Origin of the sequence: Natronococcus sp. A-GB7 (assembly GCF_029688865.1) — an archaeon.
Lineage (GTDB): Archaea > Halobacteriota > Halobacteria > Halobacteriales > Natrialbaceae > Natronococcus.
The window spans coordinates 89,088-113,557 of the sequence record NZ_JARUKV010000006.1; the positions used below are offsets into that span (position 1 = coordinate 89,088).

18 protein-coding genes are annotated in these 24,470 nt (G+C 66.7%); 8 read left to right on the forward strand and 10 right to left on the reverse strand.

What is annotated here, in order from left to right:
• Positions 1 to 9: 9 nt before the first annotated feature.
• The 3 genes from QA609_RS07285 to QA609_RS07295 form a co-directional block, all read right to left on the reverse strand.
• Complete coding sequence (locus QA609_RS07285; RefSeq protein WP_278301935.1) at positions 10 to 2,559, reverse strand: FAD-dependent oxidoreductase; 2,550 nt, start codon at positions 2,557 to 2,559, stop codon at positions 10 to 12.
• A gap of 194 nt (positions 2,560 to 2,753) precedes the next feature.
• Positions 2,754 to 3,647, reverse strand: coding sequence for a bifunctional methylenetetrahydrofolate dehydrogenase/methenyltetrahydrofolate cyclohydrolase (locus tag QA609_RS07290; RefSeq protein ID WP_278301936.1), 894 nt, complete (start codon positions 3,645 to 3,647; stop codon positions 2,754 to 2,756).
• Between the two features lie 450 nt (positions 3,648 to 4,097).
• Positions 4,098 to 6,665, reverse strand: a complete 2,568-nt coding sequence (locus QA609_RS07295) for an FAD-dependent oxidoreductase (protein ID WP_278301937.1) — start codon at positions 6,663 to 6,665, stop codon at positions 4,098 to 4,100.
• 314 nt (positions 6,666 to 6,979) lie between these two features.
• On the opposite strand from QA609_RS07295, the gene QA609_RS07300 reads away from it, so the two are divergent.
• The 4 genes from QA609_RS07300 (at position 6,980) to QA609_RS07315 (ending at position 11,219) form a co-directional block, all read left to right on the forward strand.
• Positions 6,980 to 8,197, forward strand: coding sequence for a hypothetical protein (locus tag QA609_RS07300; protein WP_278301938.1), 1,218 nt, complete (start codon positions 6,980 to 6,982; stop codon positions 8,195 to 8,197).
• A 215-nt stretch (positions 8,198 to 8,412) separates the two neighbouring features.
• Entirely contained in the window at positions 8,413 to 9,498 is a 1,086-nt protein-coding gene (locus QA609_RS07305; protein WP_278301939.1) for an aromatic ring-hydroxylating dioxygenase subunit alpha, read from the forward strand.
• Positions 9,495 to 9,872, forward strand: a complete 378-nt coding sequence (locus tag QA609_RS07310; protein ID WP_278301940.1) for a hypothetical protein — start codon at positions 9,495 to 9,497, stop codon at positions 9,870 to 9,872. Before QA609_RS07305 ends, QA609_RS07310 begins: the two co-directional genes overlap by 4 nt.
• 336 nt (positions 9,873 to 10,208) lie before the next feature.
• Entirely contained in the window at positions 10,209 to 11,219 is a 1,011-nt protein-coding gene (locus QA609_RS07315) for an SRPBCC family protein (RefSeq protein ID WP_278301941.1), read from the forward strand.
• A gap of 17 nt (positions 11,220 to 11,236) precedes the next feature.
• Here QA609_RS07315 and QA609_RS07320 read toward each other — a convergent pair whose 3' ends face one another.
• Both QA609_RS07320 and QA609_RS07325 read right to left on the reverse strand, forming a co-directional pair.
• On the reverse strand, positions 11,237 to 12,520 hold the full coding sequence (locus tag QA609_RS07320) for an MFS transporter (RefSeq protein WP_278301942.1): 1,284 nt from the start codon (positions 12,518 to 12,520) through the stop codon (positions 11,237 to 11,239).
• 322 nt (positions 12,521 to 12,842) lie between these two features.
• A complete protein-coding gene (locus tag QA609_RS07325) occupies positions 12,843 to 13,496 on the reverse strand; it encodes a bifunctional 4-hydroxy-2-oxoglutarate aldolase/2-dehydro-3-deoxy-phosphogluconate aldolase (protein WP_278301943.1) in 654 nt (217 codons plus the stop codon).
• 579 nt (positions 13,497 to 14,075) lie between these two features.
• On the opposite strand from QA609_RS07325, the gene QA609_RS07330 reads away from it, so the two are divergent.
• Positions 14,076 to 14,261 (forward strand): hypothetical protein, encoded by a 186-nt coding sequence (locus QA609_RS07330; protein WP_278301944.1) that lies wholly within the window; start codon positions 14,076 to 14,078, stop codon positions 14,259 to 14,261.
• 57 nt (positions 14,262 to 14,318) lie between these two features.
• Here QA609_RS07330 and QA609_RS07335 read toward each other — a convergent pair whose 3' ends face one another.
• The 4 genes from QA609_RS07335 to QA609_RS07350 form a co-directional block, all read right to left on the reverse strand.
• Entirely contained in the window at positions 14,319 to 15,095 is a 777-nt protein-coding gene (locus QA609_RS07335) for a methyltransferase domain-containing protein (RefSeq protein ID WP_278301945.1), read from the reverse strand.
• A gap of 96 nt (positions 15,096 to 15,191) precedes the next feature.
• Positions 15,192 to 16,328 (reverse strand): dehydrogenase, encoded by a 1,137-nt coding sequence (locus QA609_RS07340; RefSeq protein WP_278301946.1) that lies wholly within the window; start codon positions 16,326 to 16,328, stop codon positions 15,192 to 15,194.
• 6 nt (positions 16,329 to 16,334) lie between these two features.
• Positions 16,335 to 16,937, reverse strand: a complete 603-nt coding sequence (locus tag QA609_RS07345) for a 4Fe-4S dicluster domain-containing protein (RefSeq protein WP_278301947.1) — start codon at positions 16,935 to 16,937, stop codon at positions 16,335 to 16,337.
• A gap of 9 nt (positions 16,938 to 16,946) precedes the next feature.
• A complete protein-coding gene (locus QA609_RS07350) occupies positions 16,947 to 19,916 on the reverse strand; it encodes a molybdopterin-dependent oxidoreductase (protein WP_278301948.1) in 2,970 nt (989 codons plus the stop codon).
• A gap of 253 nt (positions 19,917 to 20,169) precedes the next feature.
• On the opposite strand from QA609_RS07350, the gene QA609_RS07355 reads away from it, so the two are divergent.
• On the forward strand, positions 20,170 to 20,331 hold the full coding sequence (locus QA609_RS07355; RefSeq protein WP_278301949.1) for a hypothetical protein: 162 nt from the start codon (positions 20,170 to 20,172) through the stop codon (positions 20,329 to 20,331).
• 47 nt (positions 20,332 to 20,378) lie between these two features.
• Entirely contained in the window at positions 20,379 to 22,367 is a 1,989-nt protein-coding gene (locus QA609_RS07360; RefSeq protein WP_278301950.1) for a serine hydrolase domain-containing protein, read from the forward strand.
• A 48-nt stretch (positions 22,368 to 22,415) separates the two neighbouring features.
• On the opposite strand, the gene QA609_RS07365 is transcribed toward QA609_RS07360, so the two are convergent.
• The gene (locus QA609_RS07365; RefSeq protein WP_278301951.1) at positions 22,416 to 22,859 is read right to left on the reverse strand and encodes a hypothetical protein; all 444 of its coding nucleotides are present in this window, start codon (positions 22,857 to 22,859) and stop codon (positions 22,416 to 22,418) included.
• Between the two features lie 306 nt (positions 22,860 to 23,165).
• On the opposite strand from QA609_RS07365, the gene QA609_RS07370 reads away from it, so the two are divergent.
• Positions 23,166 to 24,338: an MFS transporter gene (locus QA609_RS07370; RefSeq protein WP_278302016.1), complete on the forward strand. Its 1,173-nt coding sequence runs from the start codon at positions 23,166 to 23,168 to the stop codon at positions 24,336 to 24,338.
• The last annotated feature ends 132 nt before the right edge of the window (positions 24,339 to 24,470 follow it).

A 24,470-nucleotide genomic window follows, 5' to 3' on the forward strand; every position in this document is an offset into this window, starting at 1 on the left:
CTCGACGGCCTATCGGATTATTTTATCCCGTCCGGGGTCGAACAGCGGCTCGTCCCGAACCGTCGCGTCGTAGCTCCGTCCCTCGCAGTCGATTTGGACCGACGTCCCCGTCTCTGCGTACTCGCTGGGGAGGTAGGTGTAGGCGATCGACTCGCCGATGCTGTAGCCGTAGTCGCCGGCCTGGACGTAACCGAGGACGTCGCCGTCCTTCGAAACCGGCCGTCCCCCGAGCGCGACGTCCGTCGACTCGTCGAGGGTGAGGCAGGCAACCCGGTTGTCGATCCCCTCGTCTTTCGCCTCGACGAGCGCCTCCCTGCCGACGAAGTCGGTGTCGAGATCGACCGCGAACGGGAGCCCCGCCTCGTAGGGGTTGACGTCGGTATCGACGTCGGTTCCCCACAGCCGGAACCCCTTCTCGAGGCGCATCGACTCGACCGCGCCGGCGCCCATGGGACGGACCCCGAGATCCTGACCGGCCTCCCAGAGGGTGTCCCACAGCTTCTGTGCGTACTCCGTCGGCGCCCACAGCTCCCAGCCGAGTTCGCCGACGTAGGAGAGCCGCAGGGCGATCACGGGGACGTCGCCGACGTAGATCCGCTTCCCGCTGAAGTAGGAGAAGTCGTCGTTCGAGAGGTCCGCGTCGGTCGTCCGCTGGAGGAGCAATCGTGCGTTCGGCCCCCAGAGGCCGATCGTACTCTTCGCGGACTCCTCGACCGTGACCGACACCGTCTCGGGGGCGTGACTCTCGAGCCAGGAGCCGTGGATCCCCGGCGAGTTCCCGCCGCCGGTCGTCACCATGTACTCCTCGTCGTCGAGGCGGGCGACGGTGAGGTCCGCGAGGACGGTTCCGCCCTCGTTGAGCATCGTGGTGTAACGGACCTGGCCGATCGAGAGGTCCATGTCGTTGCTACAGACCCGCTGGAGGAAGTCGCCGGCGTCGCTGCCCTCGACCATGATCGAGCTGAACGTCGTCATGTCGAACATCGACACCTTCTCCCGAGTGTGGAGGTGTTCGGCGCCCTCGATCGGGGAGCGGTTGACCCCCTGCCAGCCGTCCTGCTCGGGGATGCGGTCCTCGTACTTCGAGACGAGGTCGGCGTTGGACTCGTACCACTGGGGGACTTCCCAGCCGCCGCTCTGGTAGAACTCCGCGCCCAGCTCCTGCTGGCGGTGATAGAACGGACTCGTTCGGAGCCCGCGGCGGTCGGCGGGCTGCCAGCGGGGCTCGACGATGCTGTAGACCTGCTGGTAGCGCATCCCGCCCCGGTCCATGAAGTACTGCTTGTTCCCCGCGTGGGGTTCGAACCGGTTGACGTGGATCCCGCTCGTGTCGACGGGGCCGGAGGGGAGCCGGGGGACGCCCGTCTCCATCCACTCGGCGAGGATCTTCCCGTAGCCGCCCGAGTGGGTCCACCAGATCGCGAGCCCGGTCCAGAGCCCGTCGACCTGTGCGGTTTCCCCGAGGACGGGCATCCCGTCGGGGGTGTAGACGAAGATCCCGTTCTCGGTGGCGTCGAACTCCTTGCCTGCGGTCGCGGGCAACAGCTCGTCGAACGCCTGTTTCGGTGACTTCTCGCGGTCCGGGTGGGTCGCCTTCGTCCAGTGTTTCTCCGTGAAGCTGTGGACGGAGGCCTGGCTCTCCTCGGTGTTCGATCCCATCTCGTCGGGGTCGACCACGAGTTGCTCGTGGTTGTACGAGCCCAGACCGTACCCCTCGCCGTGGGTCCGGAAGTACAGCGAGTTGTCCTGGTCGCGGCCGACCGGACGGTCCGGGGGCTGGGCCATCGACTCGGTGATCTCCCGGTCGCCCGGGATCTCGAGCCCGGTGACGGCGTCGTCGGCCCGTTCGTTGCCCCGGAGCTCCTCGAGCGGTTCGGTGACGACGTACTGGTGTTCGACCGGGGCGATCGGCAGGTCGACGCCCGCCAGCTGCCCGGTCTGGTAGGCCCAGTTGTTCGTCGCGAGCACGCAGCGGTCACACTCGATGCGACCGCGGTCGGTGACGACCGCCTGCACTTCGTCCCCTTCAACCTCGATGTCGGTCACCTCGGTGTGGCCGTGGAACGACGCCGGCGTCGTCTCGAGGTACCACTGGAGCGCGTCGGTGCCGGCGACCTGGCCGTCGGTCGGCGAGTAGTATCCCCCGAGGATCTCCTCCTCGTCGACCAGCGGCAGTCGTTCGGTTACCTCCTCGGGCTCGAGTAGCTCCGGCTCGGGGAGACCGTACGATTTCGCCCACTCGACCCGGCGCTGCAGGAAGTCCATGCGTTCCTCGGAGCGAGCGAGCTCGATTCCGCCGGTCTCGTTGTAGACGCCGGCCTCCTTCAGCAGTCGGGTCGTGTAGTGTGCGGTCTTCGTCTGGAGTTTCGACGGCGAGGTCTGGAACATGATCCCCGGCGCGTGGGTCGAGGAGCCGCCCGTTACAGGGAGCGGTCCCTTGTCGAGGACGACGACGTCGTCGGCGCCGAGTTCGGTCAGGTGGTAGGCCACGCTGCACCCGACCGCCCCGGCACCGACGATCACCGTCTCGGCGCTCGAGGGCGGGTTGTCTGTGCTCATATAACACACCGTGGTACAGTGGGTATGATAAGTGCATCGGTGACGGTCGAACGTGGCCGGCGATTCGGGTGCTGCGGGCCGAGTACCGGCCACGAAGCGACAGTGCAACTCGGCAGTCCACAACTACTCCGTTGGCCGACACGTGTTGTGATCCGGCCGTCGGGCGATTGAGGACGCCACGAACGCGTCCGTGGCTACGGCAGCGAGACGGGGACGTCTGCCTGAATACTCGCCGCCTTCACGGTGTTGTAGAGCAACATGGCGATCGTCATCGGACCGACGCCGCCGGGAACGGGCGTGATCGCGTCGGCCTTCGCTTTCGCGCTCTCGAACTCGACGTCGCCGACGAGCTCGTACCCCTTCTCGGTGTCCGCCTCGACACGGTTGACGCCGACGTCGATCACGGTCGCGCCCTCCCCGATCATCGAGCCGTCGATCAGCTCGGGGTAGCCGGCGGCCGCGATCACGACGTCCGCCTGCCGGGTCTTCTCGCCGAGATCGGCCGTTCTCGAGTGACAGACCGTCGTCGTCGCGTTCCCGCCGTCGGCCTTCTGAATCAGCAGGTTCGCCATCGGCTTGCCGACGATGTTCGACCGACCGACGACGACGGCGTCTTTCCCCTCGGTGTCGACGTCGGCCGCCGCAAGCAGCCGCTGGATGCCGTGGGGCGTACACGGCTTGAACCGGGGCTCGCCGGCGACCAGCAGGCCGGCGTTCTCGGGGTGGAAGCCGTCGACGTCCTTCGTCGGCTCGATCCGCTCGAGAACGGCTCGGTCGTCGATGTGATCCGGTAGCGGCAGCTGCACGAGAATCCCGTGTACCGCGGGGTCCGCGTTCAGGTCGTCGATCCGCTCGAGCAACACGTCCGTCGGCTCGGTCGGATCCAGCTCCGCGTGGACGCTCTCGATCCCGAGTTCCGCACACGCCCGCTGTTTCATCGAGACGTACGTCTCGCTCGCCCCGTCGTCGCTCATCAGCACCGTCGCCAGCCCCGGCGTCACGCCGGCCGACTCGAGCGTTTCGACGCAGGACTCCAGTTCCGATCTGATACCGTCGGCGACCTCGTTTCCGTCGATGATCCGTGTCATAGTGGGTCTTCGCTGCGACCGCCGACGTCCGCGCGACCCGCGAGCGACTACGATCTCGCTCCGGGCGGCGTCGACCGCCGGCTGCAGCGCTATCGGTTGCTCGCCCGGCCGGACAATGAATCCTCGGGGGCGATGTTCGACGTTTCATCCTCGAGACAGCTTCTGGACTACGATTCGCGAAATCCCGCTCTTGGGATAAACACCACAAGTATTCCCCCTGCACCTACTTTGAGATCGGATGTCAAGGTCCAGGTGACACCTGTTGAGGGGTGTCGCTGCCATACGGAGGGAGGCGTACCGCCGTTCCGCCTCCCTTCTCTCCCATAGCAACGCGCGGTGCGGCTCCGTTCCGGTTTTTTCGCTCCCGTGGGGACTCGAGCAGGTAGCGCTCGAGATCGTGGAAACGTCACTACGCATCGATAGCGAGTCAAAAAAGCGCTCGAGGCCGAACTACAGCAGCGGGCCGTCCCGCACCGTCGCTGCGTAGCGTTCGCCCTCGTGGAGGATCTCGACCTCGGTGCCGGGTTCTGCGTACTCCGGCGGAAGGTAGGCGTAGGCGACGCAGGCGCCGACGGTGTACCCGTACTCGGCGCTGTGGACGTACCCCAGCGATTCGTCACCGTCGAGGACGGGTCGGTTCTTGAAGACGACCGCGTCCTCGTCCTCGAGGGTCAGACAGGCCACCTTGTGATCGATCCGTTCGCCCTCGGCGGCCTCGACGACCGCGTCCTTCCCGATGAACTCGGTCTCGAGGTCGACGGCGAAGCTCAGCCCCGCCTCGTAGGGGTTGTGCTCGGTGTGGAGGTCCTCTCCCCACAGCCGGAACCCCTTCTCGATGCGCAGGGAGTCGAGCGCGCCGTTGCCGTACGGCCGGAGGTCGTGGTCCTGACCGGCCTCCCAGAGGTGCTCCCAGAGCTGCCCGCCGTACTCGCTGGGCGTGTACAGCTCCCAGCCGAGTTCGCCGGCGTAGGAGACCCGCAGCGCCCGCACCGGGACGTTCTTGACGAACATCTCCTGGGAGGTGAAGTAGGGGAAGGCATCGTCCGAGAGATCGGTTCGGGTCACCTCGCTCAACACGTCGCGGGCGTTGGGCCCCGTGAGAACGAACGAGGTGAGCTCCGAGGTGACCTCCCGGACCGTGACGTCCTCGGGGGCGTGTTTCTTGACCCAGGCGACGTGGTTCTGCCCGACTTCTCGACCCGTGGTGAGCACGAGGTAGCGATCGTCGTCCGTTCGGGTGACGGTGATGTCGGCCCGCACGCCGCCCTCCTCGTTGCACATGAGGGTGTAGCGCACCTGGCCGACGTCGATGTCCATGTCGTTGGTACAGAGGTACTGGACGAACTCGCCGGCACCCTGTCCGCTGACTTCCATCTTGTTGAACGAGGTCATGTCGTGGATGCCGACCTCGTTGCGGACGTGTAGCGACTCGGCGCCCTCGATCGGCGACCAGTACTTCGCCTCCCAGCCGTCCCGCTCGGGGACGTCCTCGCCGTAGCGCGCCAGCAGGTCGGCGTTCGAATCGAACCACTGGGCCTCCTCCCAGCCCGCCTCGGCCCACAGCTCGGCGTCGAGCTCCTGGAGTTTGTGGTAGACCGAGCTGCGGCGGATGTCCCGCTGGTGGTCCGTCCAGGTCCACTTGGGGTGGACGATGTTGTAGACGATCCGGTACTCCTCGCCGCCGATGTCGCGGGCGAAGTCCCAGCTGCCCTCGTGGGGCTGGAACCGGTTGACGTTACAGTGCGAGAGGTCGATTCGGCCGTCGGAGAGCTTCGGGGCACCGGTCTCCATCCACTCGGCCAGCGCACGCCCCGCGCCGCCGGCGTGGGTAACCCAGATGGCCGCGGCGGTCCAGAGCCCGTCGTACTCCTGGACGGGGCCCATCACGGGGAGGCCGTTGGGCGACTCCGCGAACATCCCGTTGTACTTGTGCTCGAGCTCCTTGCCCTTGGTCGCGGGCAACAGCTCGTCGCTGGCCTGACGGGGCGCCTTGTCCGGACGGTCCGGGTGGGTCGCGTTGTTCAGGTGGTAGTCGGAGAACTCGTGGATCGAGCCCTGCTCGCCGCCTTCCTCGTTGCCGCCCAGCTCCTGTGGGTCGGGGACGAGGGGCTCGTGGTTGTACGAGCCGATTCCGTAGGCGTCGCCGTGGGTCCGGAAGTACAGGGCGTTGTCCTGGTCCCGAAGGATCGGTCGGTCGGGGTTCGCGAGCAGGCGGTCCGCCTTCTCGCCGGAGACCTCGCGGTAGTTCTCGTAGACCGGGTCCTGGGTAACGTCCTGGTCGCCCGAGAGCTCCTCGAGGGACTCGGTGATCGTGTACTGGTGTTCGACCGGCGTCACCGGGAGGTGGACACCGAGCTGTTCGCCAAGCTGGCGCGCCCAGATGTTCGTCGCGATCACGACCTCGTTGCACTCGATGTCGCCGTGTTCGGTGACGACGGCCTGCACCTCGCCGTCCTCGACCGCGACGTCCTCGGTCCGCGTGTGAGGGACGAACTTCGCACCCCGATCCATCGATGCCCTCGCCAGCGCGGCGCAGGCCTTGACCCCCGACACCTGGCCGTCGGTCGGCGAGTAGTAGCCGCCCTGGATGACGTCGCTGTCGACCAGGGGGAGCTTCTCCTCGACCTCCTCCGGCGAGAGGAGCTGTGGGTCCGGAACGCCCCAGGCGGTGCCGTGCTCGACCCGGCGCTGGAGGAAGTCCATCCGCTCGTCGCTCCGGGCGACCTCGATCCCGCCCGTCTCGCTGTAGAGCTGGTTTCCGTCCTCGTCCTCGAGCTGGGAGTACAGCTTGCGGCTGTAGTTCGCGAACTTGGTCAACACCTTGTCCTCGGCGGTCTGGAACATGATCCCCGGCGCGTGACTCGAGGATCCTCCGGTGGTCGGAAGCGGCCCCTGGTCGACGACGACGACGTCCTCGCGCCCGAACTCGGTCAGGTGGTACGCCGTGCTGCAGCCGACGATTCCGGCGCCGACGACGACGGTGTCGGCCTCGGCCGGCAGACTGTCGTGTGTATTCATAACTCACCTCGATATGCTGGTGGGGGTCGGATATAGCTGTCGCCATCCCGGATCGTCCAACGAACGATACGAAAACTGAGGGATCGTGTTTCGAACGACGAGTCGGTCTCGGTAAGCGCACGACGTCGTCGGGCTGCGTCGCCTCGTCGGAGCGCTCGGGGAACTCGATCGGGCGGCCCGTCGGACCCGGTTCGATCGCTCGTAGATTCTCGATTATCACGCCCGCTACCAGGTGCTCAACCTCGATGTATATGAAGGGACGGAGTATTCCCCACTCAGTATTACCCCGACCGAAACCCAAGCGTAGATAAATCATGAGGATCGGTGACTCGGTTGATACACTCTCGCAAATAGTAGACCGGTACGAGGCGGACGGCGGCGTGATCCGGCAGGTCGACGCGACGATCTCCGGGCGAGCGGACTCGGCCGGTCCGAGCGTCTCGGTCGACGTCGTCGCCCCGCTGTGTGACGCGACGGCGTCCGAATCGGAATCCGGAACGGCTCCCGAAGCGGCACGTCTGGACGACGACGGCGGACTCCGCCTCGAGTTCGCCCCGTCGGCACTCCCCACGATAGCCGAGTACGCGCCGGAGGACGTCGTCGTGGCGAAAGACGACGCCCGCGTAACCGCGGACGGCGACGTCGTCGTGACGTTTGCGCTCGGGTTCGAGGAGGAGTCGGAGCCGGCTCGAGACGAGACGCCGGCGAGTTCGGCGGCCGAATCGGACGCCGGGGTAGAACCGGCCGAGACCGACGGACCGCTCGAGACGGACGAACCCCTCGACGGGGACGCCGTCGACTCGGTGTCGACGGACTCCCGACTCGAGAGCGAACCCGAAACGGAGTCCGCGATCGACTCCGAGGTCTCGCGGGCCCTCGAGGACGCGCGCAACGAGGAGCTGCCGCCGTACGACGACGCCGAGTACCTGCAGTGTCTGTACGAGTCCTTCGAGACGTTCGCGGCGATGGCCGACGTCCTCGAGATGGACGTCGCCGCCGAGACCGTCCGTCGGTACATGATCGACGCCGGCGTGCACGACCCGGTCTCCTACGACGTGGACGACACGGCGGAAGCGGAGGACAGAACTGAGTCGGTCGCCGACTCGAGCGAGCGGCTCCCCGCGGACGGATCGGAGTCCGTCGCGAGCGACGCGGAGCCGGAGCCTGATCTCGCTCGTCCCGACGGGACCGCCGAACCGGCCGACGATATCCCGGAGCGGCCCCTCGTTGCGGACGGGATCGGCCTTCCGGACGACGTCGAGGTCGAGGGGCTGATCGACGCGGTCGAGTCGTCGATGACGCTGTACGACGTCTCTCGAGCGCTCGACCTCGAGCGCGACCGGACTCGGGAGCTGCTCGAGGGGCTCGACCTGATCGATCTCGTGGTCAGACGCGTCTACGCCTCGAGAACGCCGGAGGAGGGTCCGTCGCGGGAGGAGATCGCCGAGCGGATCCGCGGCAGCGACCGGCACCGATCCGAGCGACGCGCCGGGGATGCCCACTCCGGCGATCGGCAGTCGGCCGTCCCGTAGCGTCGCTCGCCGATCGACACCGATCCGCGACCGTCGACCGAGTTCCGCTTTCCCGTCCTCACGTACTCCGTTCTCTCCCAGCTCGTCCGCTACGAGCCGGTTTCGACTCCTCGAAGAACCGGGTCGGGTCGAGTCGTCACTCCCACGGGGGTATATATTGGTGTTCAATAACACGGGTGAACGACTTTCAGTATATCCTGTGTTGGTGGTGCCATATGACACAGTGGGACGACTCACGAGCCGCCGCGGTGAGTGAGAACGTTGCAGACGAGTCGAGCACGTCATCGGCAAATCAGCTCGCCGACCCCGATCCCTTCGAGACGGAGAAGGAGACGGTCTTCGGCGAGTACTGGATGTACGCCGGCCACGCCAACAGCATCGCCGAGCCGGGACAGTTCTTCACCCGGACCGTCGGCGACCGGCAGCTGATCGTCGTCCGCGGTCACGACGGCGAGATCAAGGCGTTCGACAACGTCTGTGCCCACCGCGGCTCCAAGATGGTCGAGGATACGCCGATGACCGATCCCGGCGGCGGGAGCCGGATCCAGTGTCCGTACCACCTCTGGACGTACGACCTCGACGGCGAGCTCCGGAGCACGCCCAAGAGCTTCGAGGACGCGAGCCTGAACCCCGACCTCGAGAACGAGGACGTCCAGGAGTTCGACTGCGAGACCAACGGCCTGAACGACGTCCACGTCGACAGCGTCGGCCCGCTGCTGTTCGTAAGCCTGAGCGACGATCCGCCGGCGCTGTCCGAGCAGGTCGGCGTGATGACGGATCGGCTCGAGTCGCTGTCCCTCGAGGGGTACGAACACGGCCGACGGATCGCCGAGGAGGTCGAGTGTAACTGGAAGACGGTCGCGGGCGCCGCCCTCGAGCGTCTCCGTCGCGGCGACCGGCTCGCGGGGCTCGAGCCGTCGGACGCCGCCCTCGAAACCGCGGATCGTCACTGGCTCGTCCGATCCACCCGTGATGGGGGCCGCGAGGCGCAGGTTCACTACCTGTGGCCGAACCTCACGATCGAAGTGTACGACGACGTCGACGGCTACGGAACCTGTCGCATCGATCCGATCGACGGCGATCGGTGTCAGCTGATCGCCGACTACTACGTCCGGGACGGCGACCTCGAGGAGAAAGAGCGCGAACGGATCCGGACCAGTCGCCGACGGCGCGCCGAACTGGTCGAGCTGGCCGGACGCCGTCGGGACGACCACGAGGCCTCCGCGCAGGCCCGACTCGAGCCGGACGATACCGTCGGGAGTCTCCATCAGCTCGTAACGGGAGGTGACGCCGACCGATGAGCGCGCAACGACAGGTCGCGTACGCCGCGAGCTGCCCCGACTGCGACGTCGACCTGCACGGCGACGACCCGAACGAGATCGTCGAGTTCTACCGCCGCCACTCGAGCGTCACGGGCCACGACGTGGAGTTTACGCGGATCCAGCCCGACCTCACCGACGCGGTGACCGAGGACGACCTCAAGGAGGTGTACACGCTCGAGGACGTCGTCGCCAAGCTCGAGGCGGAGTACGAGGACGGCGTTCCGATCGGCGCCGTCGCGGCGGCGATGAGCGAGCAGGGACTGTCGATCGGCGAGACGCTCGAGAAGATCCACGAGATCCGAATGGGTGGTGGGCTGTACGAACCGCAGGACGACCACCTGCGTGCGTTCTGATCGGGTAGCCGTCGCGGTCGGCGCATCGGCTTCCGGATCGTCCTGCTGTCGACGAACGCCGGTCCTACACTGCGAAGACGACCGCCCGAACGACCTCTTCTCGGCTGCGACCACGATCGTACCCAGTACCGCCGGGAACGGCGGTCGTTGACCAGTGAGATCCAGAACTCGAGTCGCAACGCTGCCGACGATACTGGCTCGACGAACGCGAGCGACGGCGGGCGACTCGAGACCGGAGCGGCCCCGCTGCCGGCGCGGCGGGAACCACCCGTCATATAAATGGGCGCTATATACCTAGTTAACTTCTTTCATGAACTCGATCATCATAGAGAGTGTATGACACAGTGGGAGCACGCTCGGACGAAGCCAGTCAGCCCGGATATCACGGAAAAGTCGAACGCGTTGCCGGCGAAGTACTTCACCGAGCCCGAGACCTTCGAGATGGAGAAGGACAAGGTCTTCGGGCGGTACTGGGTGTACGCCGGCCACGCCAGCTGTATCGACGAACCGGGACAGTTCTTCACCCGCAGCGTCGGCGGTCGCGACCTCGTCGTCGTCCGCGGGACGGACGGCGACGTCGAGGTCTTCGAGAACTTCTCGGCACGAACGGGGTTCCCCGTGGTCGAGGAGACGTCGATGACCGATCCCGGCCGCGTCGACCCGGCCGAGTTCGAACACGCCGAGTCGGTCCGCGTCGACAGCATCGGACCGCTTTACTTCGTCAACCTGAGCGACGAGCCGCTGTCGCTGACCGAGCAGGCCGGCGTGTTGAAGGAGCGACTCGAGTCGCTGCCCCTCGAGGAGTACGAGCACGGCTGTCGGGTCGTCTCGGAGGTCGAGTGCAACTGGAAGGTGTTCGCGGGCAACTACTCCGAGTGCGATCACTGCCAGGCCAACCACCAGGACTGGATCAAGGGGATCGAGCTCACCGACTCCGAGCTCGAGGTCAACGACTACCACTGGGTGCTCCACTACACCCACGACGAGGACGTCGAGGACGACCTCCGGATCCACGACGAGCGCGAGGCCCAGTTCCACTACTTCTGGCCCAACTTCACGATCAACATGTACGGCACCGCCGACGGCTACGGCACCTACATCATCGACCCGATCGACACCGGCCGCTTCCGCCTGATCGCGGACTACTACTTCCGTGACGGCGATATCTCGGAGGAGGAGCGCGAGTTCGTCCGTACGAGCCGCCAGCTCCAGGAGGAGGACTTCGAACTCGTCGAGCGCCAGTGGGCAGGATTGCGGACCGGCGCGCTCGCACAGGCTCAGCTCGGCCCGAACGAACACACCGTCCACAAGCTCCACCGCCTCGCTCAGGAAGCCTACGACGCCTGATTCTCGAGCGAACCCACTTACGTGTTGATGGTGTCGGCTCGACGGTGAAGCCAGATCGCACAGCCGATCGTCACGAGCCCGGCGACAGCGGCGATTCCGAACGCGACGCGGTACCCCGTCACCGTGTAGACACGGACGCCGCCGACGAACTCGCCGGTCCAGTAGGCGTCGAGTACCCACCCCATCGCCGTCGGGAAGACGGCGGCCCCGAAGAACGAGGCGCCGTTGATCGCGCCGAGCGAGATCCCGCTCGCCCGGCTCGAGTGGCGCTCCTTGATCAGGGGATAGGTGAGGACGAACGTCCCCAGCAACGCACCGGCCACGAAGAACACCGCTCCGACGACTGCGAGCGGCGGGTCGCCGACGATCGCGAGCAGCGCGAGCGCGCCGGTGTAGACGAGCCCGCCGCCGAGGACGAACTCGGTTCGACGCTCGAGACGATCGGAGAGCCAGCCGAACGCAGGCGGGCCGACGGCGCTCCCGACGCCGCCAAGCAGCGTACACAGCGACGCCACGGTGACGGAGGTGTCGTACACCTGCACGACGTAGGGGATCCCCCAGAGGCCGAACAGCGTGAGGTTCACTCCGCCCGTACAGAACAGGAGGACGCTGACGACCCACGTCCACCGATCGCGCAGGACGGTGGCGCCGTGGGTTCGGATCTCTCCCAGCGTGAGCCGGGACTGCTCGGGAACCCCCGCGATCGGTTCGAACCCCGCGCGTTCCGGCGAGTCCCGGACGACGAGCGCCGTCACGGCGGCGGCGACCAGTCCGACGGCCGCGAGCATCGACAGCGAGGTTCGCCAGCCGGTCGCGTCCACCAGCACGGCCAGCGGCGTCGTCGCGAGCACGCCGCCGACGCCGCCGACGGCGAAGCTCAGCCCGTTCATCGTGCCGAACTCGTCGACGCGGTACCAGCTGGCACAGAACCGCAGCATACAGACGAAGATCACGCTGCCGCCGAGCCCGATCACCAGCCGACCGGCCAGCGCCGAGGGGTACCCCTCCGCGAGCGCGAACCAGAGCGCACCGGCGTTCATCGTCACTGCGCCGACCGCCGCCGTCCGCCGTGGACCGATTCGGTCGACGAGGACGCCCGTCGGCAGCTGCATCAGGGCGTAGACGAGGAAGAAGACGGCGTGAAGCGTGCCGAGCTGCCCGCCGGTCGTCCGAAACGCCGCCATCAGGTCGTCGGCGAGGACAGCCGTCGAGAGCCGGTAGACGTTGACCAGCAGGAAGGAGACGGCCAGAATCCCCCACAGCAGCCAGCGACGGTTTCTCGGCGACGACCAGTAGTCCATACTGGACGTCTCGAGTGCGCCCTCAAAGCGTTTGATATTACGACCGCGAACGGGGATCTCTTACGGACCCGTCGGCTCGAACGACACCTCGAGTCGTCGTTCCTGCCGCCACCGTCATCATCCCATCATATGTGGGTGTTCGGACACGTCGTGTTTCCCGGAGCCTCGTTCGCTCGCGAGTTTTACAGTCATATGGATGTATACAACGCGTTCCTCGTGAGCGATCGTGTCGTCCCACGTCCGTCCGAAGATCGCTTGGCGGCCCGCTCGAGCCCGCGACGCCGATCGAGGAAACAACGGGGTCTCTCGAGCAGGAGCGTTCCTACCCCGACCGAGCAGACTCGACCGCGGCGACGAACTCGGCGGCGGTCTCGCGGACCCGATCCATGTCGTCGTCCGCGATCGCGTCGTAGTCGACGATCGCGCTCCCGACGCCGACGGCGAAGGCTCCCGCGTCGAAGAACGACGCGACGTTGTCGGCGGAGACGCCGCCGGTCGGCACGACGCGAACGTTTCCGAGCGGGCCCTGCAGCGCGCCGACGTGGTCGGGACCGACGGTCGTCGCCGGGAACAGTTTCAAAATATCGGCACCGGCCTCGATCGCCGTCACGGCCTCCGTCGGCGTCGTGACGCCGGGGATCGAGACGACGCCGTGGCGGTTGCACGTTCGGATCACGTCGGGGTTGCAGTCGGGCGCGAGGACGAACGTCGCCCCTGCGTCGACGACCGACTCCGTCGTCGCGGCGTCGAGGACGGTCCCGGCGCCGACGACGGCGTCGGTATCACGCAGTTCGCGGTCGACGGCCGCAACCTTCTCGCGGACGCGAGTTCCGTCGGCGGTCACTTCGATCGCGCCGACCCCGGCGTCGTGGATCGCTCGAGCGACGGAGGCGATTCGATTCTCGCTGATCCCGCGAAGCACTGCGACGACGCCGCTGTCGCCGATTCGTCGTTCGACGGCGTTCGATCCGGACATACGGACGCTTTCTCGATCGCGGGCTTGAACGTAGCGGTTCATCACTCGGACGAGGGTTCGACTGCGTTCTACAGGACCGGGACGGCTGCCGTGGTGCAATCGGCAGGCTCCGTCCGCGAGAGAGTGGAGTGATCGACGAACCGATGCTTGGGTTCGCCAACCGACTCGAGAGGTATCTATAGCCAGATAGCTCCCCCGAAATATTGGAAAAAGTGCTAGACTGCTGCTCGAGATAGAAGGGTACACGTTCGGTTTCTCTCTTGTCGGCTTCGCTCCGGAGCGGGCCTCGCCAACACCGATCCCTGTCGTATATCGCCTGACAGTGAGAACCCGCTCAGAAGAAGAGGTGTAATAGGTAACTACTGAATCGATCGGTAGTGTTACCCTGATCTCAGTACGACCAGTTTTACCTATTCCCAGTAATGTAGTGAAATCAGACAGTACGATTGGAACGAGCCGCCGACTCGTCTCTGAACCGGGCCGAGTCGCTTTCGTCGGTCGCGCGAGCCGACGGGTCTGGCTGGCGTGGTTCGTCGATCGGCGAAAACACTCATATCGGATCGTGCGGTATCCCCGGGTATGACGCGTCCACTGCGGATCGTCGGCCTCGCCATCGCCGGCATCGTCGCCCTCTGGCTCGTCCTCGAGCTTGTCGCGCTCGTGTTCGGGCTCGTGACGTGGATCGTGAACACGGTCGTCTCGCTGGCGGTGCTCGCCCTCCTCGTCTACGTCGGCTATCTGGTCGTCTCCTCGATAGCTACCTAACGCAGAACAGCTGCAATAGGTACCTCTTTCGAACGAGTCACCTCTCTCCTTTCCCGCCTACTCCTTCGCGAGAGTGTCCGCAACGGCGACAAAGCGAAGCCGTCGGTAGTCGGCGACCCACGAGCCGTCGCGGAACAGCTCCGGGCGGAGTCGGTCCTCGACCGCCCCGACGATCGCGTCGCGCTCGGCGTCGGGAACCTCCTCGAAGAATTCGTCTCCGAACATCCCGATCCAGTTCGCGAGGCCGTCCGCGCCGTTCTCGAGCTCCGTCGGCCGGTCGAACAGCGTTGCCGAGCGCACCTCGAACCCGTGGGCCTCGAGGCGCGGCGCGTACTCGCCGATCGAGGGGAAGCACCAGGGGTGGTCGCCGTCGTACCCCCGGTCGGCGAGTTCGGCCTCGAGCGCGTCGACGATCGCTCGGACGTTGCCCGTTCCGCCCAGTTCCGCGACGAACCGGCCGCCCGGCCGAAGCGCGTTCTGCACGGTCTCGAGGACGGCGTCCTGGTCGTCGATCCAGTGCAGCGCCGCGTTCGAGAGCACGGCGTCGAACGGCTCGTCAGCGTCGAACGTCGTCGCGTCGGCTCGAACGAACGAACAGTCCGGGTGCGCCTCGCGGGCGGTCGCGATCATCTCGCCGGAGCTGTCGAGCCCGACGGCGGTCGCGCCCGCGTCGCTGACAGCCGCCGTCAGCTCCCCGGTGCCGCAGCCGAGATCGAGCACGCGCTCGCCGGCGGTCGGCTCGAGGAGCTCGAGCAGGTCCCGACCGTACTCGTAGACGAACGAGTGGTCGTCGTCGTAGGCGGTTGCGTCCCAGTCGTCTCGAGGGGGCGTCATCGTCGAGTGCTACGGCGACAGGTTCCCTATCCGTTCTGGTTACGGCTGGAAATCCTTCCCACTCGTAGTCACAGCAGGGGTAGCCGGGTGGAGAGCTCAGATCGGGAGCGGCATCGGCGTGAACTCGGCGGCGAGCAGGTAGGTCAGCGCGAGGGCGACCTTACCGGCGACCACCAGCAGCCCGGCGACAGCGTAGGACGTCGCCGCAGCGGTCCCCGAGAGCGCGTCGCGCCGCTGGCCGACGACCGTTCCGACCGACAGCAGGATCGGCACGACCAGCCCGGCGAACACGGCCCCGCCGAGGAACAGGGTAGCGTGGGTGGTCAGCATATTCTCGACGGCCGGCTCCGCCGCAGGCACCTGTTCGGGCAACAGCGTAACGGTCGCGAGGACCGCCACCAGCGTCGCCGCGAGCAGTCCGGCAGCCGCCAGCGAGTAGCGCTGTACCGTCGGAGTGACGGATCGGTCGGCGACCGCCGTCAGCCCGACGGAGACGGCCAGCCCTGCGCCGAGCCCGCCGAGGATCTGGACCGGAACCAGGAACGTTTTGTCCCACAGCGCGACCCGCTCGGTCGCCCCGGAGCCGTACGCCATCGCCGAGTAGACGAGGACGCCGGCGGCGAAGATCGCGAAGACGCCCCCGATCGCGAGGCGGATCGGCTCCGAGGGGCGAGTGTAGTCGGCGAGCGCGTCGAGTCGGTCCAGGAGCCCGATACGGTTGAGGATGCCCCGGATCCCGCCGGTCGTCCCGCCCGTCGCAGCCCTGGCGGGTCCGTCCTCGGCTCCGCCGTCGGAGGAGACGTCCCGTCCGCCGTCGGCCGCGAGCGTTCCCTCGCTCCCTTCGGCGACGGTCGGGGAGTGCGGTCGGTTCCGCCCGAACGCGACCCAGGCGAACATCAGGAACGAGCCCAGCCCGAACCCGAGCAGCATGTACGCCCCGATCGCCATCCACGACCCGAGGTTCGTCATCGTCAGCGGAATCAGCATCGCCCGGAACGGCGTCGCGAGGTGTGACAGCAGGACGGGCGGTCCGATCGCCAGTCCGAGCAGTCCGACGAGGTAGCCGTACTTGGCGATCCGGCCGTGCTCGCTCGCGTTGCCCCTCGCCGAGAGGAGGTCCGCGACGTATCCGGTCAGGTACGCGCCGCCGGCGATCCCGATCATGGCGACGTAGACGCCGATTCGCCAGTTCCACTCCGTGTACGGAAGTTCGAACGCGATTTCTGTTGCCATCGTGTATCACTCCCCCACGATTTCGTCCGCGTCGTCTCCGAAGACGATCCGTGCAGCCTCCTCGTTGAACGGCGTCGAGACGTGGTCCTCCTCGAGTTTCTCCGAGAGTTCGTCGGGCGTGCCGAACAGCAACGCGTCGGTCGGACACTCCGAGGAGCAGGCTGGCTCGAGGTCCTGCTCCTGGCGGGGCTCACAGGTCGTGCACTTGTCCATCAGGCCGTTCCCGCGGGCGCCCAGCGGCGACGCCTCCTCTGCCTCGGGGACCTCGGCGTCGGGGTACTGCGGCGCGCCGAACGGACAGCCGACGCCGCAGTAGTGACAGCCGATGCACATCCCCGCGTCCACCCGGACGGTGCCGTTGTCGCGAAACCGAAGCGCGTCGGTCGGGCAAACCTCGACGCAGGGCGCTTCGGCGCAGTTGTAACACTGCATCGGCTTGTTCGTCTCGTCGTCCGTGCCGTGGGCGAGCGCGACGACCTGAATCCGGTCGCTTTCGGGCGGCAGGTCCCACGTCCGCTGACACGCGACCTCGCAGGCGCCGCAGTCGATACAGGACTCCCAGTTCGGGATTACCCGGGCCGTTCCTCCGTCTGATTGGTGTGTGCTCATCGGTTTCACCTATCGCTTGTGGCGGTTCATGCGCTGTTCTTGCCACTGGAGCTGCCGATCCGACAGCTCCGGAATCTCGCCGTCGTCGGCCACCCGGACGCGACACAGCGTCACCTTCGTCTCCTGCATCTGGGTCTCGCGGTCGTAGGCCGGCGCCGTCCCGGCGTTGATCGACTCGCCGATCACGAGCGGCCCCAGTCCCTCGGGGACGGTCTCCAGCATACTCTCCCCCTCGAGGATGCCGCTCCAGTGGTAGGGGGCGAACGCGTGATCGGGGGCGACGCGCTCGGTGACGTTGGCCTGGACGACCATCTCGGCGTGGGGCGTCTCGACGACGATCCATTCGCCATCCTCGACGCCGAGGTCGTCCCCGACCTCGGGGTGGAGCTCCAGGTACATCATCGGCGACCGCGATGCCGTGCCGAGCGTACTGCGAGTCTGTGCGGCGGCGCCCTGGTGTTCGACCTGCCGGCCCGACGTGAGGACCAGGTCGTACTCCTCGTGGGCGTCGATGTTGTCCTGCTGGACCCGTTCGTTGTCGAGCTCGACGCGCCAGTGGTCCTCGACGCGCTCGTTACAGGGGTAGTCCTCGACGAGATCCGCACGCGGCGTGACCGCGGGCTCGCGGTGGACCGGGATCTCGTCGGTGAGGTTCCAGGCTTTCATCCGGGCTCGGCCGCGACCCCACGGGGCGTCGGGCTGGGGGGTGTCGAACTCCGCGTAGCGCTCGAGGTCGACGTCGTACCCCTCGTCGGCAAGCGCCTCGGCGGTGTCGGCGACCGACTGAGACTCGTCCTCGGCGTACTCCACGGGGAGCGTCGCCGCAGCGGGGTTTTCGGGGTCGGGCAGCACGGTCGAGAACAGCGGGTACTGTGGGACCCCCTCGAGTTCGCCGTCCCACCACTCCGGCTCGAACGGCTCCCGGAGCTGCTCGTCGGGCTCGACCTCGGGGTCGTCCTCGTCGACCGCCGCGTCCCACCAGTTCGCACGGAAGTCCATGCCGCCTTCCGCGGGGTGAAGCGATGCGTCGTAGAGGATCGGCGTTCCAGGGTGGTCCTCGTGCCAGGACGGCCACGGCAGGCCGTAGTAGTCGCCGTCGAGTTCGTCGTACAGCTCGTGGTCCTCCTCGAGGTCGGCCCGGAGGTCCTCGACGCTGAACAGGTCCGCGTGCTCCTGGTGGAGTTTCAGCCGTTCGGGCGTCTGGCCGACGTAGCCGATCGAACGCGTCCCGAGGTTGATCTCCCGAAGGATCTCCTCGGGCTCGTCGTAGTCGAAGTGGTCGCCGAAGCCGAGCCCGTCGGCAAAGTCACACAGCAGCTCCCAGTCCGTCCGGGAGTTGTGTCGCGGGGTGACCGCCTGGTTTCGCCACTGGAGCTGCCGACCGGTGTTGGTGGCGCTGCCGGCCTCCTCCATGTTGGTCGCCGCCGGCAGCATGTAGACGTCGGTGTCGGTCTCGGCGAGTTCGGCGATCTGGTTCGGGTAGACGTCGACGTTGACGATGAACTCGAGTTCGTTGACCGCCTCGCGAACCCGCTTGTACTCGCTGAGCGAGCCAAGTCCGTGCCCCCAGAAGACCGCCGCCCGGAGCGGGTCGGGCTGGTAGATATCCCACTCGTCGTCGAGGACGCCCTCGAACCAGCGGGCGACGGTGAACCCGTTCTTTTCCATCAGCTCCGTCGAGTGGAACCGATCGACCAGCTCGTCGTAACCGATCTCGCCGGAGGTGCTCTCGGTTTCGGTCCAGACGCTCGTCCAGTGCTCCCAGGCGCCGGGATCGAGCCCGTAGTAGCCCGGCGTGTTCCCGGAGTCGACGCCGAGGTCGGTCGCGCCCTGGACGTTGTCGTGGCCCCGATAGATGGGCGTCCCGCCGCCGGACTGGGCGGCGTGGCCGAGCGTCAGGTTCAGCATGGCGTAGGCCCGAACGTTGCCCGTCGCGTTGTTGTGCTGGGTACCGCCCATCGCCCACTCGACGCAGCTCACCTCGGCGTCGGCGAGGGTTTCGGCGAGTTCGGCGAGCTCGTCCTCGGACGTCCCGGTGATATCCGAGACGGTCTCGAGGTCGTACTCGGGGAGGACGTCGTCGCGGAACTCCTCCCAGGTCGGGACCATCACGCGGCTCTCGATGAACTCCTCGTCGTGAAGGTCGTTCTCGACGATGTGGTAGATCAGGCCGTAGATGAACGCGACGTCGGTTCCCGACCGGAACTGGTAGTAGTCGTCGGCGGCGGCGGCCGTCTTCGTGTACCGCGGTTCGGCGACGATGTGTCTGCCACCCCGTCGCTGGGCCTCCTGGAAGTGCTGCCAGGCGACGGGGTGGCTCTCGAGCGGGTTGTGCCCGATGATGAGGTTGACGTCGACGTTCCGCATGTCGTTGTTGTTGTTGGTCATCGCGCCGACGCCCCAGGTGTTCGCGATTCCGGTCACCGTCGTCGAGTGACAGATCCGTGCCTGGTGGTCGATGTTGTTCGTCCCGTAGAGCGCGGCCAGCTTCCGGATCAGGTACGCACACTCGTTGGTGTGTTTGGCTGACCCGACCCACATCGTGGCGTGGGGACCGGTCTCCTCGCGGATATCGTCGAGTCGGCCGGTAATCTCCTCGAGGATCGCGTCCCACTCCATCCGGGTCCACTCGCCGTCCTCGAGTTTCAGCGGCTCCTTGAGTCGCTTGTCGGAGTTGACCGACTGCGCGAGCGACGCTCCCTTCGAACAGAGCCCGCCCTGGTTGATCGGATTGTCGTCCCACGTCTCCTGTCCGACGACGGCATCCCCTTCGACGGCCATCTGTACCCCACACCCGACCGAGCAGTGCGTACAGACCGTCTTGACCAGCTCGTCGGCCGCGTCCGGATCAACGACGTCGTCCTCCTGTGCATCCCCTCGCTCGAGGAGCGTTCGCCCCCCGACCGCCGTCGCGAGCGTCCCAGCAGCACCGGCCTTGAGGAACCCCCGACGATCGAGATCGAGCGTCGATCGTGGCATACAATGACAAACAGAGTGATCGGTAATAAATATAGCCGGTACCCATACCTTCTTTGATCTATAATTTTTAGCCCTGTTATATCTACCGACCAAACGCAACTCGTCCGGCGCCGACAACTCGTCGGCGAGCGGACGCTGTCTCGGCTGACGCTTTTTCGTCGCTGTCGGCGTCGAGACCCCACTTCGGAGCGGCGAGATGAAACACTCGCTGAACGTGGGTACAGATATGGTACTACGTAGCATACTATGATCTATGCGTGTTCGATGTACCCTCTGCAGACGGACCATCCCGGACCGGTCCCTGCAGCGCGTCTGCGAGTGTGGCTGGTGTATGGACCCGAACTGCCAGCGAAACCACGAGTCGTTCTGCCCGGTCCACGGCGAGGATCGGTGGATCGGCGCCGTCGAGATCTAGCCGTCAGCGACCCGTACCGTTTTCTCGCGAGGTACTGTTCGTAGGTCATGGCTCGAGGGGCGACACTGACGGCACTCGTTTGTCTGCTTCTGGTAAGCGGGCTCGTCGGCCCGGTCGTCGGAACGGCGATGGCCGACTCCGGCGGCGCCGCGGCGGATGGACTCGACGACGCGGCCCACCCGTCGACCGACGACGCTACCGGGCCGACCGCGAGCGATCAGGTCGTCGGTACCGAGGTCGACCAGTTGATCGAGAGTGCGATGGCCGACCACGACGTCGCGGGCGCGTCGGTCGCGGTCGTCGAGGGCGAGGAACTCGTCCACGCCGAGGGGTACGGTGACGCCGACGCCGCGACCGGAACCCCGGTCGATCCGAACGAGACGTCGTTCATGGTCGGCTCGGTCGGAAAACTGATGGTCTGGACCGCGGTGATGCAGGGCGTCGAGAACGGCGACCTCGAGCTCGACGAACCCGTCGGCACCTACCTCGAGAACTACTCCGTCGAGGGCGAGGACGAGGTGACCCTCGAGCACCTCGGGACCCACACCCCCGGCTACGAGGATCGCCTCCAGGGGCTGTTCGTCGAGAGCTACGACGAAGCCGACGACTGGGAGGCGAAACTCGAGCGGGAGCTGCCCGCACAGGTCAGACCGCCGGGCGAGACGGTCGCCTACTCGAACCACGGCACCGGGCTCGCGGCACTGGTCGTCCAGGAGGCCCTCGACGAGCCGTTCGAGGAGTACGTCGAACGCGAAATCTTCGACCCGCTGGCGATGGAGGGCGCGACGATTGAACAACCCGTTCCCGACGATCGAGGGCCGGTCTCACAGGGTCACGCCCCGACCGAGGACGGGTTCGAGACGGACGATCCCGTCATCGTCGGCGTTCCCCCGGCGGGTTCGATGAGCGCCACCGCGACCGATATGGGGAACTTCGCGGTCGCGGCGCTGCAGGACGGCGCGTTCGAGGACGAGCGCGTCCTCGAGTCCGAGTCGGCCGAGGCGATGCTCGAGCAACGAGCGACGAACCACCCCGACGTCGGCGGGGTCGGCTACGGCTACATGCTGGGCGAGCGCGGCGGCGAGGAGATCGCCTGGCACACCGGCGGCACCGAGTACTTCAACACGCTGTTCGCACTGTTCCCCGAACACGACGTCGCGCTCTACGTGAGCTTCAATACGGCCGGCAGTGGGACCGGGCTGGCGGACGTCCTCGACGGGTTCATCGAGCAGCGCTTCGACGACGAGGCGGGCGAGGACCTTGAACCGGATCCGGCCACCGCCGACCGCGCGGACGCGTACGAGGGCGAGTACCGGAGCACCGGGTTTCAGACCACTCCCGAGAAGCTCGTCGGGCTCGCCGACGCGTACACCGTCTCCGTGACCGACGAGGGGTACCTCGAGCTGGGCTCACCCCTGATCGGCGGCGAGACGCGCTGGGTCGAACTCGAGCCCGGCGTCTTCGCGCCCGACCCCGACGAGGACGACGCGACGTTTACCTCGAGCGTGGTGATCGAGGACGGAACCCTCTACACGGACGCGCCCGCGGCTCCGTACGAGGCGGTGTCGTGGTACGAGCGGGCGACGGTCCAGCTCGGCCTGGCGGTCGTCGCGCTCGGCGCGGTGCTCTCGACGCTCCTCGTCTGGCCGATCAGCGCGTACCGCAACCGTGGGTGGGGACGGATGCGGACTCACCTTACTCGCCCGCGGCTGGCACTCCTCGCCGGCGCCGGCCTTCTCGTCGCGTTCGTCGTCGGCCTGCTCGCGAACGGGGTGGGTGACCCGAATCAGTTCGTGTACGGTTACACGCCGTGGCTGCGGCTCACCCTCGCGCTCCTGCTCGGGCTTCCGCTGGCGGCCCTGGCCGCGCTGGCGTTCGTCGGCCTCGAGTGGTACCGAGTGATCGCAGCGCGGAATCTCGAGGCGAGTTCGACGACACCGGTCGGGCTGGCGTACCTGACCGCGCTGTCACTCGCCTTGCTCGCGTTCGTCTGGCAGCTGTGGTACTGGAACCTACTGACCGCAGCGACGTTCTGATAGGTGGGGTGAACGCGGGGGTCGTCCCTCGAGAGCCGGGGACGGCCCCTAGAAGGGACCGCCCACCGTCGCGACGACGACCAACAGCGCGGGAATCGTCGCCGTCGCAAGCGCCACGAGGTGGGGTGCGGGCGTCTCGTCGACGGTGGACCGCGCCTTTGCCGCGGTCGCGACGGTAAACGTCGTGCTGGCGGCGAGGAAGAGGACGATCGACCAGAAGATGCTCTCGTTGTACCGGGCACGAACCGCCGGCCGATCGAGCGTGTAGTGGAACGCGAACAGGTCGGCCCACTGAGAGTTGTGGAACGCGTAGAGTTCGGTCTCGTACACCGGCGCGATGTGGTGGATATCGGGGAACAGGCCCCAGAGCCCGCCGACCGCGACGAGCCACAGCGGCAGCCACGTCGGGAGTCGGTACCGGAGCGCCAGCGGTGTGAGGAGCAGGAGGACGAGCGCTGCGCCGACCAGGAAGTGGACGATTGCGGGTGCCATTGGAGCGGACCGGCGGGGACCCGGTCGAAGACTTCGGTTTCACGGCCTCGCGCTTCAGTAACCGGTGAGTACACCGACTCGAGCGACCGCCGGCCGACGAGTACCGAGAGATTTCCGGCCCGTCGACTCGGGAGCGATGCGCAGAGATGTCCTCTCGAGCGCTGTACCGATCGAACTCTCGATCAGCACGGGACTACCGGCACTCCGGCGCGGGAGCGGCCGAATCCGGTAACTCGGTGTTGCCTCGAGCCGGTCGGAATTCAGCGGGCTTATGCGTCCGCCGGAGAAGTGATCGACGTCTCCATCATGCGCTGGCGGTATCGGACGACGGTCCTCGTCCTCTGTCTGCTCGCCTTCTTCGTGACGTACTTCGCGCGGATGGCGATCAGTCCGGTAATCCCGTTTATCGCCGCGGACTTCGACGTCTCGAACACCCAGATCGGATTCGCGCTCTCGGGGATGTGGCTCGCCTACGGGCTCTCGCAGTTTCCCAGCGGCGTCCTCGGGGATCGGTACGGCGAGAAACCGGTGATCCTCGTCGCCGTCGGCGGCACGGCGCTGGCCAGCCTCCTGCTCGCGTTCGCGCCCGCGTTTCCGGCGTTCGTCCTGTTCGCCGTGATCCTCGGGCTGGTCGCGGGGCTGCACTACGCCGTCGCGACGACGCTGCTGTCGCGGACGTACGACGAACTCGGTCGCGCGGTCGGCATCCACTCGATCGGCGGTCCGCTCGCGGGCCTCGTCGCGCCCGTCGCAGCGGCCTGGGTCGGCACCCGGTACGGCTGGCGCCCGGCCGTCGCGCTCGCGCTGCTCGTCGGCCTCCCCGTGTTCGCCCTCTTCGCCCTGCGGGTGCGTCCGACCGAGCCGCGACGGCCCGATCAGCCGATGCGCGACCGGTTCGAGCTCGCGGCGCTTCGTGAACTGGTGACGCGGCCGGCTATCGCCTTCACGCTCGGCATCGCCATGCTCGGAACCTTCATCGTCCAAGGACTGCTCACCTTCCTTCCGACCTTCCTGATCGACTACCACGCCTACTCCGCGACGCTGGCCGGCGTCGCCTTCTCGGCGTTTTTCGTCGTTCGGACCGTCGGCCAGTCGATCCTCGGCGAGTTCTCCGACCGGTACGGGCGCGACCTCGCGATCGGGATCGCGATGCTCGCGGGGACGGTCGGCGTTCTCGGGATGGTCGTCGGACCGGGGCTCGTCACGGTCGGCGTCGCCGTGCTGTTGACGGGGCTGGGCTCGAGTTTCTTCGCGGCGCTCGATCCGCGCTTTCTCGACCAGTTCGGCGACACCGAACGCGGCGCGGGGTTCGGGCTCGTCCGCACGGTCTACACCGTCGTCGGCTCCGCCGGCTCGGTCGGCGTCGGCCTGTTCGCGGACCTGTTCGGCTGGGGCGTGTCGTTTCTGGTCCTCGCCGGCCTGTTCGCGCTGACGTTTTCGGCACTCGTCGCGAACTGGGCGCTCGAGCTTGGCTATTGAGATTTCGAACGGATTTCGGTTCGCGGCAACACCTTGAGTAGTAATCAACAATCTTCGCACTGTTCGGCGACAAATTTATTCAATCATGGTGGTGTTCGAACGGAGACAAAAGTATAATATAATTATAAACAG

What these genes read in the sequence shown, in the direction of transcription:
- QA609_RS07285 (WP_278301935.1), bottom strand. Translation starts at nt 2,559, where the DNA reads ATGAGCACAGACAACCCGCCCTCGAGCGCCGAGACGGTGATCGTCGGT.
- QA609_RS07290 (WP_278301936.1), bottom strand. Translation starts at nt 3,647, where the DNA reads ATGACACGGATCATCGACGGAAACGAGGTCGCCGACGGTATCAGATCG.
- QA609_RS07295 (WP_278301937.1), bottom strand. Translation starts at nt 6,665, where the DNA reads ATGAATACACACGACAGTCTGCCGGCCGAGGCCGACACCGTCGTCGTC.
- QA609_RS07300 (WP_278301938.1), top strand. Translation starts at nt 6,980, where the DNA reads ATGAGGATCGGTGACTCGGTTGATACACTCTCGCAAATAGTAGACCGG.
- QA609_RS07305 (WP_278301939.1), top strand. Translation starts at nt 8,413, where the DNA reads ATGACACAGTGGGACGACTCACGAGCCGCCGCGGTGAGTGAGAACGTT.
- QA609_RS07310 (WP_278301940.1), top strand. Translation starts at nt 9,495, where the DNA reads ATGAGCGCGCAACGACAGGTCGCGTACGCCGCGAGCTGCCCCGACTGC.
- QA609_RS07315 (WP_278301941.1), top strand. Translation starts at nt 10,209, where the DNA reads ATGACACAGTGGGAGCACGCTCGGACGAAGCCAGTCAGCCCGGATATC.
- QA609_RS07320 (WP_278301942.1), bottom strand. Translation starts at nt 12,520, where the DNA reads ATGGACTACTGGTCGTCGCCGAGAAACCGTCGCTGGCTGCTGTGGGGG.
- QA609_RS07325 (WP_278301943.1), bottom strand. Translation starts at nt 13,496, where the DNA reads ATGTCCGGATCGAACGCCGTCGAACGACGAATCGGCGACAGCGGCGTC.
- QA609_RS07330 (WP_278301944.1), top strand. Translation starts at nt 14,076, where the DNA reads ATGACGCGTCCACTGCGGATCGTCGGCCTCGCCATCGCCGGCATCGTC.
- QA609_RS07335 (WP_278301945.1), bottom strand. Translation starts at nt 15,095, where the DNA reads ATGACGCCCCCTCGAGACGACTGGGACGCAACCGCCTACGACGACGAC.
- QA609_RS07340 (WP_278301946.1), bottom strand. Translation starts at nt 16,328, where the DNA reads ATGGCAACAGAAATCGCGTTCGAACTTCCGTACACGGAGTGGAACTGG.
- QA609_RS07345 (WP_278301947.1), bottom strand. Translation starts at nt 16,937, where the DNA reads ATGAGCACACACCAATCAGACGGAGGAACGGCCCGGGTAATCCCGAAC.
- QA609_RS07350 (WP_278301948.1), bottom strand. Translation starts at nt 19,916, where the DNA reads ATGCCACGATCGACGCTCGATCTCGATCGTCGGGGGTTCCTCAAGGCC.
- QA609_RS07355 (WP_278301949.1), top strand. Translation starts at nt 20,170, where the DNA reads ATGCGTGTTCGATGTACCCTCTGCAGACGGACCATCCCGGACCGGTCC.
- QA609_RS07360 (WP_278301950.1), top strand. Translation starts at nt 20,379, where the DNA reads ATGGCTCGAGGGGCGACACTGACGGCACTCGTTTGTCTGCTTCTGGTA.
- QA609_RS07365 (WP_278301951.1), bottom strand. Translation starts at nt 22,859, where the DNA reads ATGGCACCCGCAATCGTCCACTTCCTGGTCGGCGCAGCGCTCGTCCTC.
- QA609_RS07370 (WP_278302016.1), top strand. Translation starts at nt 23,166, where the DNA reads ATGCGCTGGCGGTATCGGACGACGGTCCTCGTCCTCTGTCTGCTCGCC.